A 14039-nucleotide genomic window follows, 5' to 3' on the forward strand; every position below is an offset into this window, starting at 1 on the left:
CTGTTGTACCATCACCACCCGGGGGACGAACAAGCCCACGTATTACACGAACAAAAACAACAGGAGACTGACGGTGAGACAGTATCCGGCAAAGTAGATGAGTTTGCCGCTGGTCAACACTTCAATAAACAGTTTGATGGCGGCAATGGACACCAGGAGAGAGACAAGAAAAGCGACCAGGTAAAAGCCGAAAGCGCCCGGAGCCGTCACGGCCTGAATAATTTCATCGCCGGTGAGGACCAGGCTGCCAAGGCTGGCCGGGATGGATAAGAAAAAGGAATATTTCAGCGCCGTTTCCGCTTCCACTTTTCTTGCCAGGGCCGCGACGACGGTAGCTCCGGACCGGCTGATCCCTGGAGCAAGAGCGAGCGCCTGGGCCAAGCCGATGAGAAGGGCATCGATGACGGTGATGCCTGCTTCCTGTTTATGTCCCCGTAATTTCCGAACCAGGTACAACGCCCCTCCAGTGATCAGTAACGCGGCCGCGACCGTCGTCATACTGGTTAAATGGCCGCTGATTTGGCGATAAAACAATCCGCCGGCGATTATTGCCGGGAGGGTGCCGATCAGTAATAGCAGGGCAAAGCGAAACATCGTCCCATCTTCGGGGTGGCGAAAACGGAGGTAGCGATAGGTGCCAGTGAGCAATTCCATTAGATCGTTTCGATAGACGATACCTACGGCGATAAGCGAAGCGGCATTTAAGAAGGTTTCTAAATGCAAATCCGGGACCTGCAGACCGAAAAAATAGGCCATCATGCGCAAATGACCGCTGGAAGACACAGGCAGAGGTTCGGTGATCCCCTGGATAAGCCCTAATAGTATGTATTGAAGCAATTCGAGCATGGGAAAACTCCTTATTATTATAGTGCGGACACTTAGAGTGATGAAATAACCTTATATCTCTACGTACGAATCAAGGCATTGGTTTCTTTGGAAACTCTTTATCCCGTGCCAAGAGAGATTCCTCGATAGTTGTTGTTAATGCTAAAGGCGATATTATATCCGAAGAGGCAATGAGGCGCAATCATTATTGGTATGGTTGCGGAAATGCGGGTAGAGACGACGAAGGTTCGAGAAAATACTCATTTTGATTATACATCAAAGGCCATGCTATTTGTTTTTACAATATCATAAAAAATTTGCCGACAACCTCTAGAGTATAGAGGCTTGCCGGCAGGGGAGGCCTTTAAGAAAAGACCTTCCATGGATGACCATTATTTCTTTTTTCGAACAGCGTTAAAAATAGCGCTAACGATCAGAACTAATACAATAGCCCCGATGAGAGCGGGAATGATTGAGAAGCCACCGATCGCCGGTCCCCAGCTTCCGAGTAGGGCCGTTCCCAGGCTTGCTCCGATAAAGCCAGCGATAATATTACCAATGATACCAAAAGGCACGCCTTTACCGGTCAAAGCTCCGGCAGCCCAACCAATGAGGCCACCGATGATTAAACTCCAAATAAACGATAACATGTGTCTCACCTCCTACAATCTCTTGCTTTGAGTATTAAAAACGTTCAAGTTTCTATGATTCCCGTGCCATATGTACTCAAACGTGGGATGAAAAGAAAATTATTAACCACTGGCGATTGTTTACGTGCTGGTGATTTCTCATTAATCATTCCGGTATTAGATATGCACGAGAAAAGGATGGAGCGGCCCACCTATAACATAAAAGAGCAAGGGGGTCTTATCTGAAGACCCCTGCTCTATGTAAGTTCTTTTGATCCTCATTACTCTCATCATATGTCTGGGATTCATATGAGTAGATCTCCAGAGGGGCAGATCGAACATATTAGAACGTTTGTCTCGATTTGCGAAGTTTTAATCCAAATATAATCATGAAACCCAGGCCAATGAGAAGTTGCACGATTTCTAAATCACCTGGAAGTATCATCGAAAAGATAAAAAGAAAAAATCCACAAAAAAACAAAAACATATGGATGAAATAGCGAATCATCGTGGTACCTCCATTTACATTAACTGCGAAATGAACATGGTGGCCATGCCAAAATAGATCAGCAACGATAATATATCATTGATCGTAGTGATGAGGGGCCCGGATGCCACAGCAGGGTCAACGTCGAATTTATATAGAATGAGAGGAATGATGGTTCCGGCTAACGTACCAATGATTAACGTCATTAATAAGGAACTGCCAACGACGAGTCCTAGCGTAAAGCTCCCTTGCCATATAAATGCAATCAACGCGATCATGATACCGCAGGTAATCCCAATCATAATCCCGACCCACAATTCGCGAGCAATCAGTTTCATGATCTGTTTTACATCCAAATCGTTGGATACCAAGCCCCGCACGACAACGGCAAGGGACTGGGTTCCTGTGTTCCCTGTCATTCCGGCTATCATGGGCATGAAAAAGGCTAATGCCACCACGGTCTCCAACGTGGCAGAAAATCCATCAATAATGCTGCCCGAAATAAGGCCGATAAACAGTAATAGAATTAACCACGGCAAGCGTCTATAGGCTGCGGTAAGTGGCTTCGTATCAAAATCAATGGCTTTACCAGTAGCGGACAATTTTTCGATATCTTCGTTCGCTTCCTGGATAACTACATCGATAATATCATCTACGGTGATAACGCCTACCAGGGTGTTTTCATCCTCGACGACAGGGATCGATATAAAGTTATAGCGGGAAATTAACTTGGCCACTTCCTCTTGATCCATATGTACATCCACTTTTATCACCCGGGAATACATGATATCTTCAATGTTATGTTGAAGCTGGTTTAGCAATAAGTCTTTGTAAGAAACGACGCCCACTAGATCGTGATTGTCATCAACAACGTACAAATAGTTTAGGTATTCGGCAATTTCGGCAAAATGTTTAAGTTTATCCACGGCCTCCTGGACAGAGTAATGCTTAGGAATGGAGACATAACGGTCCGTCATAATGCCTCCAGCTGTTTCTGGAGGGTAGCTCATTAAGGTTTGAACAGCGGTGACTTCCTTTTGATCCATGTCGGCCAGCAATGCTTCCGTTCGTTCTGGCTCCAGGTCTGTCAAAAGGTCAGCCAAGTCATCATTTTCCATGACATCGAGCACTTTTGTTGATTGGTCGTTGCCCAATTTGTATAAAACGTCCAGCTGTTCTTCTTTTTCCAGTTCCTGGACCAAATCAGAAAGTTCTTCCACAGAAAGATACGTCAGTAATTTTTGACGATGCTTCTCGGGGACATGAAGGTATTGTTGAGCCATATCATATGGCTGTAATTCCTGCATGATATCCTGTACGGTTTGTTTTTTTCCTTCCTTTACTGCTTGAATAATAGCAAGGGTCGTCTCGTTTTCCGTCATGGTTAAGAACAACAGGTACACCTTCTTTACAAATAAATGATGGGAGTAACAGCAAAGAAAAGGCAGCTTTGACCGAGAAGAGAATTGCTCTTTCGTTTCATGTCCTTCTTCTCCAGAGAATATTCTCTGGAGAGCTGTTCCCTGATTACTGCGTTCGTGGGCCTTTTAGCTCGCAGGAGACGACAGCGTCGGTGCGGACGAGCAAAGCGTCTCCCAAGGTTAAGACGTCTGGCGGTTGTTCGTCGGTGCCGGAACTCATCGCGCGCTGAATAGTAAAATACAAATCAAGAGCATCATCTTCGTTGGGGACTTTATGCGAAATCTGATGCGTATTCGACAGGGTTAAGACAAGCTTAAACATCGACTCTCTCCTTTAAAGGTATTGGATGAGGGGTGGAACCGTCCTCTGAACTATTCATCTTCATTATTCGGAAACTCTTCCGGCATACCATCGGATTTCTCATCATCTCCACAGGCGGCCAGGGTACTGGAAGCTCCCAGCATCACAAGGAGGACGATAAAAATGTTGAACCAACGTTTCACGTTTTTGCGCTCCTTTCGGAAAACCATGCATGATGGCTTTAGATTTGAAATTTATTTTTATAGACCATACCCGATGGGGGCGAACATCTAACAACAAATCCCTAGCCATGAAGATAGCATTTCGACCTATTTAATATGATAATATGAGATGTGAAATTTATGACTAATAAAACGAAGAAATAGAAATGAAACCTAAACGTTTGCTTTATAAAATCACATACTAGAGAGAAAGATGAAGTGATCATGCTTTTTTATTCAGTATATATCGATGAAAATTCTTTCTTTCCTCAAAACTAGACTCGTTTTATGCCACCTATGAAGACTTGGTAGAAGCGATTCGTCGCTATATTCGGTTTTACAATCACCAACGATACCAGGAATATTTAAACGGCTTGCCTTTAATGGAATACAGAATCAAGCCGCTTACAGTTTTACTTATTTTTATTATCTACTTGACGGGGATCAATTCATTTTGAGATAGCTATCCTATCCTTATTTCCCCGTGCGCTTTCCTTCTTCGTAATGATACAACGGCAGCCGATGGCTGATATAGTAGGCAGTGTACACACCAAGAACAGCCATGATAAGCCATAACCATGCATGCAGACTAAAGGAAGCGATACCGCTGAAATAAGCCCCAATATTGGCACCAAATGAAATACTCGCCCCGTATCCCATCAGCCCTCCCCCAATCAGGGCGATTAAAGCAACCCGCAGGGGGATTTTCGAAAACCGGATTTGACGGTTCATTGCCAGAGTTACTATAGTCCCCAGAATGACACCGAAATTAATGATGCTCATGGAATCCATCAGCACTGGTTGATTGAGCGCAACAAACTGATTCTGTTCAATCCAGTATGTCCACCCGCTCACATCCATTCCAAGAGCCGTCGCTATCTTTGACCCCCATAGCGTAAAGGAGGCTGTCAGCTTCCAGGGCTCCCCCTGCACGAGAAAGATCAGCGCATTTAATACTGCCAGAATAACAGCGCCCACCCACAGCGGCCAGGAGCCGAAAATGATCCGGCTCCAGCTTGCAGCGGAAGGCAGCGGTGGAAGAGCCGGAGGCCTCGTTCGCTTTTTATGCACGTACGAGCCAAAAGCAACTAGTCCGAGAAAAATAACCTGAATCAGCCAGGCCCCTATGTAACCGATGCCCGTATCCATTGCGAGCGATACCGGCTCAAACGAAGGAAGGGACGTGTTCCAAAATCCAAAATGGGCGGCCCCTGCCACTGCCCCCGCCGTAAAGCCGGCCAATGTGCAAAGCAAGGCGGTTCTGCCGCCCTCTGCTTCGTAAAATGAAGAGGGGGCAAGGCCGCTGCCTATTTCCATGCCAAAACCGAAAATGAACGCACCAGCTATCAATCCAACACTCACAGCGGAAAGTGCCGGAAAAGGGCCTGTGCCAAACAAAGCCGCACCGCCAATAAAAATAGCAGCTGAAAAGGTCGATACGAGGATAAGCATCAGCATATGAGCCCGGAGCATTTCCGTATTGCCTTTTTCAATAATCTGCCGGTAAACGGCCGAAAAACCGAAACGGGCGTGGAAAAGAGAAAATCCAAGAAGAAAACCAACCCAGAGCAGAATCACATACTGCCAGCCTGATATCTGGTAAGAAATGAAAGAAAGCGCCAGAATGGCCAAAATGCATAAAATTGAAATAATGTTTTGTGGATTATCTAAAATTGAATTTGTCCCTGTGGTGCTTTTATCATTCATAAAATATCTCCTAACTAGGATATGTACTAAGACTTTCTTTAATTCCCCTTCTTCAAACAGTTTACACCCTTATCGTAAAGAAGATGGACATATTTATCCCTCCTAGTAGGAAAAGGGAAAAACATCTACATTTCACAACCGTATTCATCAAATGAACGCTATCTTTTTTATTCCTGAAAGATTGAAATGCTTGTTTGTTAATAAAAAACTTCTGATAATTGTCATTACGTTAATAAAAAGATAAAGAAACTCCTGTCAATTTAGGCTTCTGGGAAACGTTTCCGAAAGCGCGGATGAATAAAAGATCTTATCCAATATTTGGCGCAACTTTTCCTTTTTAAAGGGTAAACCCATACGGTAGATGAAATTATCTTCCCTTCGGGGACCAGGGAGATCATCGTACGAATACCCCCACCCCCGCCCGATTCTCCACTATATCCATTCTTCTAAAACATCTACATGACGCTGATGTACGACGAATTCCAAGTAATGTAATGCCCGTGTCATCACAACATACAACAGCTTCACGTCTAGTTCCCGGCCTGGATGATACATGTCCTGCTCCATGTAAACAAAAACGGCATCAAATTCTAGCCCTTTGGCCAAGTAAGAAGGAACAAGGACCAATTCCCCTTCTCGAAAATCTTCCTTTTCTCCCAATACATAACTGTCTACAGTAGTATGTTTTTCCAGTGCCCGATGCAGTTGCCGGCACTCGTTCATCGTTTTTCCAATAACCGCGATGGAAGGAGTGCCATCGGTTCTTAGATCGTTCACCCGCGCTTCGATACGTACCGCTGCCTCCTTGTCATGCTGAAAAGAGGCGACTTCCGGCGATTCCCCATGACGAACGACCGGCCGGGCTTTGGGTAGCTTCTGGTTGACACTTTGTTTCAGAACCTGGTTGGCTTTCTCCATGATTTCCTGTGTCGTACGATAGCTCTGATTAAGCGTGGTGTACGTGGCCTCCGGGAAAACATAGGTCTGCACGTCCTCCCAGTGCTGTATACTCCGATAACTGTGAATCCCCTGGGAAAGATCACCCAGGATGGTAAAGAGTTTGGTTTTGGTCACCGCCCGCAGCGTATATAACTCAAGCAGGCTGTAATCCTGGGCTTCATCAATCACCACATTTTTAGCCTGATGCTTCGTCTTTACGCCCGCAAGTCTATGCTGGAGGTATAACAACGGCGCAGCGTCCTCTGCTTCTATTTTTTTTCCTTTTAAGACCTGCTGTTGGTAACCGGCCAGCTGTTCGGCTTCGTCCTCTGAAAAACATCCAAACGCTTTCAGCTGTCCGGCATCCTGCATGAGGTTTTTATACATCGTATGAATATCGGGTTTGGTAAACTGTTTTCCATAGGCTTGAATGGCTTCTGAGGCTTCTTCCTCTAATCGTTTTGCGTACGCCTCCTGCTCGTCCATGAGCTGGACCACCATTTCTCTTCGTTTTTCCGGATCCCGGACGTTCGATCGCACTTTTTCCATGCGGTCTTCGTAGACCTCTTTCACTTCGGCAATAATTCGCTTGATTTCTTTTTTGGCTGCTGCCGTAATGACTTTTTTTATTTTATCGATGCGTTGAAAAGCCGGCATGTAGCCATACTGGTCATGATACAGCTGCTTCACGTGCGACGCCTCAATAAGTGTAAAACGATCCACGATGAGATCCTCTGCCTCAATCAGCTTCTCGGCCATAGCGTTTCCATAGGCTTCAAGCATGTCTTTACACGCCATCGATCCCTTAAAAGCAGGAATCCAGGAAACGTTACGATCCCCCTCCTCCGTTCCTTCAAGGAAGTTCAATAAATGGTAGTCCAACGACTGAATGGTATATTTTTTCCCCATCGCCGCCATGAAAAAGTCCTGAAACGTCGTCTGACGCACCTCTTCCACGCCAAGTTCCGGTAAAACCCCGGAAATATAATGAAGAAACAATTGATTGGGTGCCAGTATCATCATATCTTCCGGATCAAAGGTGTCTGCATACGTATAAATAAAATAAGAAATCCGGTGCATGGCGATGGTTGTTTTTCCACTCCCGGCCACGCCCTGGACGATCAATGGTTTGTCCATATCGGCACGAATAATGCGGTTCTGTTCGGCCTGAATGGTGGTCACAATGTCTTTCAACCGTTTTTCTGCATTGGTCGACAGCGCGTCCTGCAGCATCTGATCTCTCGCTGTAAGATCAATATCCTGCATATGCTGCAGTTTCCCTTTCTGTACCTCAAACTGCCGTTTCAATGATAGTTCTCCCTCATGCTTTTCCCCTTCGGCCTCGTACGACGCCGGACCGAGACTGCCTTCGTAATACAGATTGGCAATAGGCGAACGCCAGTCAATGATCACCGGTTCCTGGGTCTCGTTTTTTGTTAACGAGGTCTTTCCAATATACAACTGTTCCGTCTGCCCGGTAGCATCCCGTATAAAATCAATACGCGAAAAGTACGGCTCGTCCTTCACACGGATAAGGCCCCGGTATTCTTTATTCGACATTTCCAGCAGCTGGGCATTGGCTAGCGTGTTCACATAGCTTAAACTACTGTCCAAATGGTCGAGTTCCACGAGGGCTTCTTTGATATTTTGCTGGTAGGTCGATTGATTGTCGACAGAGGATTCAAGCACCTCATAGATATAGTCTCTTGTCTGCTGCAGGCGCTGTTGTTCTTGGATAAACGCCGGGTCGTCGTACGGATAGGCCATGGTATCTTCCTTTCTTTATGTATTACTTCGGGGAAGCATTTACTCCCCGTGTTCTTTTTCCTTTTGACGCAGCTGTTCTTGTAACAGCACGATGCTCGTAATGATTCTTTTCTGTTCTTCTTCATTCGCATGCGTCATCGAAGATTGAAGTTCTTGTATTCGCAGACGATCCTGTTCCTCCTCGCTTTTCCTCTTGTCTGGCATGGTGGCATCCTTTCTTTTCTGAGCTTGGATTCATATGATTAGTGTTCCTAGAAGCTGCAGATGAAAAAACACATGCATCCTGAATTTCAAGGCTGCACGTGTCATCGAACATCATTCATTATTATTTATTTCACCATCATGACGGGGGCCTGCACGTGCTTAATCACCTGATGACTAACGCTTCCTAAGATAAACGTTTGCAGTTTATTTCGGCCGCGGCTCCCCACAACGACACAGTCATAATCACGGTCATTGGCATACGCCACAATTTTATCAGCTGGCGACCCATGCAAAAGCACCGTCTCGGTTTGAATACCCCGTGCTTCCAAGTATTCGACTTTGTCTGATAACATCTCTTTCCGTTTGACAGCTATCGCTTCCGAATCCCCATGATGCAAGACATTGGATTTGGACATCTCGCTATCAATAACGTAGATCAAATCTATCGAAACCTCCTGCTCATAAGGAGAGACCATACGAAGCGTTTGTTCAATCGCTCGATGGGAGTGCTCCGATCCATCGGTAGCTAATAAAATATGCTGGTACATAAGCGTACCTCCTTTTCCTTGCATTAATGCCCGGACGTTTTAGACACGCCGCCCAACCGATTCAATAACCGGGCACTTTCACTGTTTAGTCCGATAAACGTCACTTCAATGCCCTGCTGCTCCAACTTGGTTTCGACACTATCGAGGGCGCCGATAGCAGAGTCGTCCCAGAGGTGGGACTCCCGCAGATCAAACTCCACTTCATCCACCGTATCTTTATAATCAATCGAATCCTGAAAATCATTGACCGAGGCAAAGAACAACTGCCCCCGGACGTAGTAAATACGTTTGCGTCCCCCGTTGGTGTACAAGGACAATACCCGGACCTTGGAAATTTTTACGGCGAAGAAAATCATACTGAGAACGACACCCGCCAGCACGCCGTACGCCAAATTATGTGAAATTACGACGGTGAGGACCGTGACGATCATCACTGCAGCATCCGACAAAGGCACTTTATGAATATTTCGAATGGATGACCAATCAAAGGTGCCAATGGCTACCATAATCATCACTCCTGCTAACGCAGCCATCGGAATCTGCACGACAATGCCTCCAAGGGCGATGATCATAAACATGAGGACCATGCCGGCCACCAGGGAAGATAAGCGGCCATTCCCGCCCGATTTCACGTTGATCACCGATTGACCGATCATGGCACAGCCCGCCATGCCCCCGAAACAGCCGGTGATCATGTTCGCAATCCCCTGGCCTCGGCTCTCTTTGTTCTTATCACTTTCGCTGTCGGTCATATCGTCTACAATAGAAGCCGTCAGCAGGGATTCCAAAATACCGACAATCGTTAACGCTAAAGCATAAGGAAAAATAATCGCCAGGGTTTCCATATTGAGAGGAATGCTAGGGAAAGCAAACATCGGCAGCGATTGAGACAAAGCCCCCATGTCTCCCACATTTCGTACACCGGCATTCATAAATATCGCTACGGCGGAAACAATAATAATGGCTACGAGCGTGGAGGGGATCGTTTTAGACACAAATGGAAACAAATAAATGATCGCTAACGTAAGTCCAACCAGCGCATAGATAATCCATGTTTCGTTCGCAAAGTGTTGCAGTTGAGAGGTGAAAATCATAATCCCCAACGCATTCACAAACCCAACCATCACCGATCGCGGAATAAATTTCATGAAACGAGCCAGTTTGAAGACGCCAAAGAGCACCTGTAAAATTCCGGTTAAAATGGTCGTTGCCAGCAAGTATTCAACGCCGTGATCCGCCACTAATGTAATCATTAATAACGCCATCGCTCCGGTAGCACCCGAAATCATTCCCGGGCGTCCACCAATGAAAGCAATAACGACAGAAATACAAAACGAAGCATACAGGCCAACCATCGGATCGAGACCGGCTATAATAGAGAAGGCGATGGCTTCTGGAATTAACGCTAGAGCCACCACAATTCCCGCCAGCACATCTCCTTTAATGTTGCCAAACCATTGGTCCTTTATTGATAATGTGTGCATACATACCCTCTTTCTTTTTCTATTGGTAAATCATTCAATCGAACTATTTTTAATGATTTCTATTATAATCATTTATAACTGACTATAACAGATTATATAATTATGATCGGGTTTGCAATGGATTTTCCAATCTTAAGCGTTTACATCATGAAAACTTTTCATCATGCCTCTAGAATCATCTATATTTTTCTTCTTATGCTAGATTTTGTCATACGTTGAACGTCTATGGACTTTGATTTGTCCTTTGCATCGAAACAGGATAGAATAGGCATGAAGTACCTACGCAAAGGCAGGTTTTCCTTATGGATCAAGAACATGACATCATGACCGTGGCCCAAGTCGCCGAATACCTCCAAATCAGCGAAGTAACTACATACAAACTCGTCCAGGAAGGCCGGATCCCGGGATTTAAAATCGGGAGGCATTGGCGTGTGCGAAAAGAAGATTTGCGCGAATACATCCGCCGGCTGCAGCATGGAGAACATTTATAATGAAGATTAAAAAAAGAACGCCTCTCACCGGTAAACAAGTGAGAGGCGTTCTTTTCTTCGTAAACTAAGCATAAGACGGCTTCGACGACCAAAGAGCAAAAACTGCGGCTATGGATGGAAGAATCATTATCAACCACAATATCGCCGTATAGCTATGAAACCAATCATAAAATAAACCAAAGGGCAACGGTCCCAAAACCGAACCAATTACCATCACCATTTGAGCAATACTTTTAATACTTCCTAAATGCTTGGGACCAAAATAGTTCGGCCATACAATACTTAACCCATACGGTAGATGAAATGATAATCTGCTATGTAAACAAAACGTAGCCGTTCGAAACGATGGAATCGAAAACGGCTACGTTTCTTCTATTTGATGTTTCCATTTCCATCCTCAATGCTCTCACACGTTTTCGGTGACTTCTTGTTCGGCAATATCGGGATGGTTCCAGTAAATTTCGAGAAGCCGACGAGAGGAACCGCTTGGCGTATTCGTTCCCTTTTCCCACGCTTCCACTGTTTTGGTAGAGACCCCTAAAACCTGAGCAAAGACGCGTTGGGTAAACTGCAGCTGCTCGCGCAATTGCTTAATCTCTTCGGGCGTAAACACTTGCAAAGCTTTAATGGCGACGTTTTTCCGCCGGCCTTTCGTGTGATCGCCTTCGCCAAAAGCCACTGCTTCTTCCATGCTTTTTTTCATCTCGTCAAAAAAAGAAGATCCCATGTCTAACGCCTCCTTATGGCTGGCCATATAGTTGTTTCAACTGGATGGACAGTTTCTTTAATTCGTTTTTTTCTTCTTTCGATAAGCTTGCTTGTTCCGATTTGGTGAAAATAAGAATACAAATCGTTCGATGAGTTACAGGAATATTGAGATAGACCACACGGTACGAACCACTTTTTCCCTGGTTCGAACGGGAAGGAGCAAAACGCATTTTTTTAATGCCGCCTGTGCCTGTTTCCGTGTCTCCACGTTCCGGATCTTCCAGTAACAGTTGCTCCAGTTCTCGTAAATCGGTATCCGACAACTTCAGTCGTTCCCAGCGTTTATCGAACGTCGGGGTATAGATGAATTCTCGATGCATAAGCCCTCCCGGTCCCTTTCTATTTTACCCTATATGATAGGGTTATTCAATATGTACAGATGCTAGATGAATAACACCATGGATGGATCGTTATGCTTCTTGGGCGGGGGAAGCAGGCGCTCGTTCGACCACGCTCACGACTTTCTTATACATTTTTCCGGTCTCTTCAAATTCTTCGCGAAAGACATTCATCACGAGCACCGTTCGTCGTCCGTGGTTGGTATTCACGAGGACGATATCTCCCTGCTGAATCGGATCTTCGCGCAAGCGTTTGGGAATGTTCCAGGTGTATAACTGGTTCGTGTTTAACACCAGCGCGCCGTTTTCTTCCCGACGGATAATATGAAAAGCAGCAATCGTATTGTTTGTTTTCATGTGTCTCTCTTCCCTTCAATAAATGATCAATAAAAGGTAACTATATGTTCAATCGTTGGTCCTCATCCAGTCGATGATGGAACGATTTCCTGTTTCGTTGTTGGCTTTTGCTGTGTATGATGCTGCTTCATTGGCTTACGATGACATCCATGTTTTGTTACTCGATTGAGTTCCAATCATGAACAAGCTTGGTTCATGTTGAGATTGATGTTGGTTTCAAGTTGGACCACGTTTCGAGCATTCCAAGAGCTCGATCGGGAACACGGTATAAGCTCTGATGGTTGGCAGGAATGGGGCGTTTTTTGACCAGGGGTTGGTCAACAATTGATCGTTGGCCGGTTATCCAAGCATTAAAACCTGTACTCAAAACTGTCACACACCCCCGGTTTTGTACTCAATTTTGTCACAGCGCTGTCTCACACGTGTCACAAAACGCCTTTTTGATGTCCCCATGAAAAATCCGGCACTGCCGGATACCCCAGCTCGTCTGGGGTCACTTTTCCCTTATGCTCTTCCAAATTTTTAATCGTTACAGGGGATGTGTTCCAAAAGGAGCTCATAGCATGACAGGTAGGGTGTTTGATTTTTGCTGTTTCCCTGTCCGGTTTTCGTTGAGATAACGAATAAGAACATCGACCAAAAGAAGTTCGCACGAACCCATCGTTCGTCGAACAACATTGAGTATACAATACATACGTCATTTGGTTATTGTTTCATCAATCATCAACCTCGGCTTTATAAAAAACAGCAAGCACGCTTTCCGTAAAACCAAGGATCGTTTGATTTGTCATGCTATGTCATGTCTAGCCATTCCGTGCTTCTTGATGAAGCATGTGTTCAATCTTTTGCCTACTCTTCTTTGAACAACCATCCGGCAATTGGATTGCTTTGTAGGGCATGCTTTGTCCCTGCCTATCCGATTTATCTAGATGACTCCTACCACTTCGAGCGTTTGTTTTTCGCATCATCTTTGCGCTGTTTTTGGTGCGCAATCCGATCATTCACTTCTTCTTTCGCCGTCTGGTATGGTTTCGAGGTGAACTCACTGCTTGGCATGATGTCACGAATACCGCTGTTCACCATGAAACCGTTCAGCAGTTCCAAAAGAACTTGCGAATGGTAGTCCGTATTGTTCACACCGTGTTGTAACCGTTGAAAGTGGTTCTGCATTTCCTCGTCCACTTTTTGATGCATGTGGTTAGCGATTCTCATCGTCGTATCGTGGAGTCGTTGGTGCATTTCGCGTTGACGCTTGTGTTCTAACAAAATTTCTTCGATCGTTTTCGATAGCGTTTTATGGTTTCGCTGCTCTTGTAACTGCTGCACGTATTCGGCTGCTTCAGGCGACAAACGGAGACGGGATTGAATGCTTGGCATACGGAAACCTCCTCTAATAATGGTGAATGATTCGTTGCTTGTTCTTGGACGTCTAGGGGCTTCGAACGAAGATGCCTTCGACCTAAATCATTGAATGGTTATTGGTTTATGTACTGCTCTTTTCCTGTTCCATGATACCTTCCTATCCGAACACTCCCCCTGCAAGATCAAAAAA

The 14039-nt window shown here is 45.3% G+C and carries 15 protein-coding genes and 1 pseudogene; 2 read left to right on the top strand and 14 right to left on the bottom strand.

What is annotated here, in order from left to right; genetic code table 11:
• Positions 1 to 42: 42 nt before the first annotated feature.
• From ACTRXF_RS15400 to ACTRXF_RS15420, 5 genes are all read right to left on the bottom strand, one after another.
• Positions 43 to 846, bottom strand: a complete 804-nt coding sequence (locus ACTRXF_RS15400) for an undecaprenyl-diphosphate phosphatase (protein WP_474264011.1) — start codon at positions 844 to 846, stop codon at positions 43 to 45.
• 371 nt (positions 847 to 1217) lie between these two features.
• Complete coding sequence (locus tag ACTRXF_RS15405) at positions 1218 to 1475, bottom strand: GlsB/YeaQ/YmgE family stress response membrane protein (protein WP_474264009.1); 258 nt, start codon at positions 1473 to 1475, stop codon at positions 1218 to 1220.
• Between the two features lie 501 nt (positions 1476 to 1976).
• The gene (gene mgtE / locus ACTRXF_RS15410; protein ID WP_474279729.1) at positions 1977 to 3335 is read right to left on the bottom strand and encodes a magnesium transporter; all 1359 of its coding nucleotides are present in this window, start codon (positions 3333 to 3335) and stop codon (positions 1977 to 1979) included.
• 133 nt (positions 3336 to 3468) lie between these two features.
• Positions 3469 to 3684, bottom strand: a complete 216-nt coding sequence (locus ACTRXF_RS15415; RefSeq protein ID WP_474264004.1) for a hypothetical protein — start codon at positions 3682 to 3684, stop codon at positions 3469 to 3471.
• Positions 3685 to 3734: 50 nt separating this feature from the next.
• Positions 3735 to 3866 carry a hypothetical protein gene (locus ACTRXF_RS15420; protein ID WP_474264002.1) on the bottom strand — a complete coding sequence of 44 codons (132 nt, stop codon included), beginning with the start codon at positions 3864 to 3866 and terminating at the stop codon, positions 3735 to 3737.
• 317 nt (positions 3867 to 4183) lie between these two features.
• Here ACTRXF_RS15420 and ACTRXF_RS15425 point away from each other — a divergent pair.
• A pseudogene (locus tag ACTRXF_RS15425) lies at positions 4184 to 4342 on the top strand (hypothetical protein); the annotation flags it as partial.
• A gap of 16 nt (positions 4343 to 4358) precedes the next feature.
• Here ACTRXF_RS15425 and ACTRXF_RS15430 read toward each other — a convergent pair.
• The 5 genes from ACTRXF_RS15430 to ACTRXF_RS15450 form a co-directional block, all read right to left on the bottom strand.
• Positions 4359 to 5591, bottom strand: coding sequence for a YeeE/YedE family protein (locus ACTRXF_RS15430; RefSeq protein ID WP_474263999.1), 1233 nt, complete (start codon positions 5589 to 5591; stop codon positions 4359 to 4361).
• Between the two features lie 432 nt (positions 5592 to 6023).
• Positions 6024 to 8297, bottom strand: a complete 2274-nt coding sequence (gene helD / locus ACTRXF_RS15435) for an RNA polymerase recycling motor HelD (RefSeq protein ID WP_474279731.1) — start codon at positions 8295 to 8297, stop codon at positions 6024 to 6026.
• Positions 8298 to 8336: 39 nt separating this feature from the next.
• Entirely contained in the window at positions 8337 to 8501 is a 165-nt protein-coding gene (locus ACTRXF_RS15440) for a hypothetical protein (RefSeq protein ID WP_474263996.1), read from the bottom strand.
• A 125-nt stretch (positions 8502 to 8626) separates the two neighbouring features.
• Complete coding sequence (locus ACTRXF_RS15445; RefSeq protein ID WP_474263994.1) at positions 8627 to 9049, bottom strand: universal stress protein; 423 nt, start codon at positions 9047 to 9049, stop codon at positions 8627 to 8629.
• Positions 9050 to 9072: 23 nt separating this feature from the next.
• On the bottom strand, positions 9073 to 10533 hold the full coding sequence (locus ACTRXF_RS15450) for a SulP family inorganic anion transporter (protein ID WP_474263992.1): 1461 nt from the start codon (positions 10531 to 10533) through the stop codon (positions 9073 to 9075).
• A 302-nt stretch (positions 10534 to 10835) separates the two neighbouring features.
• Here ACTRXF_RS15450 and ACTRXF_RS15455 point away from each other — a divergent pair, with 302 nt between their 5' ends.
• Positions 10836 to 11024, top strand: coding sequence for a helix-turn-helix domain-containing protein (locus tag ACTRXF_RS15455; protein ID WP_474263989.1), 189 nt, complete (start codon positions 10836 to 10838; stop codon positions 11022 to 11024).
• 406 nt (positions 11025 to 11430) lie between these two features.
• On the opposite strand, the gene ACTRXF_RS15460 is transcribed toward ACTRXF_RS15455, so the two are convergent.
• The 4 genes from ACTRXF_RS15460 to ACTRXF_RS15475 form a co-directional block, all read right to left on the bottom strand.
• Positions 11431 to 11751, bottom strand: coding sequence for a helix-turn-helix domain-containing protein (locus ACTRXF_RS15460; protein WP_474279733.1), 321 nt, complete (start codon positions 11749 to 11751; stop codon positions 11431 to 11433).
• Positions 11752 to 11764: 13 nt separating this feature from the next.
• On the bottom strand, positions 11765 to 12112 hold the full coding sequence (locus ACTRXF_RS15465; RefSeq protein ID WP_474263985.1) for a type II toxin-antitoxin system RelE/ParE family toxin: 348 nt from the start codon (positions 12110 to 12112) through the stop codon (positions 11765 to 11767).
• Positions 12113 to 12202: 90 nt separating this feature from the next.
• On the bottom strand, positions 12203 to 12487 hold the full coding sequence (locus ACTRXF_RS15470) for a DUF5839 family protein (RefSeq protein ID WP_462868801.1): 285 nt from the start codon (positions 12485 to 12487) through the stop codon (positions 12203 to 12205).
• 936 nt (positions 12488 to 13423) lie between these two features.
• Positions 13424 to 13864 carry a hypothetical protein gene (locus ACTRXF_RS15475; RefSeq protein WP_474263983.1) on the bottom strand — a complete coding sequence of 147 codons (441 nt, stop codon included), beginning with the start codon at positions 13862 to 13864 and terminating at the stop codon, positions 13424 to 13426.
• Positions 13865 to 14039: the final 175 nt, after the last annotated feature.

This window comes from Marinococcus sp. LNHM3E3-2.2 (assembly GCF_056034385.1).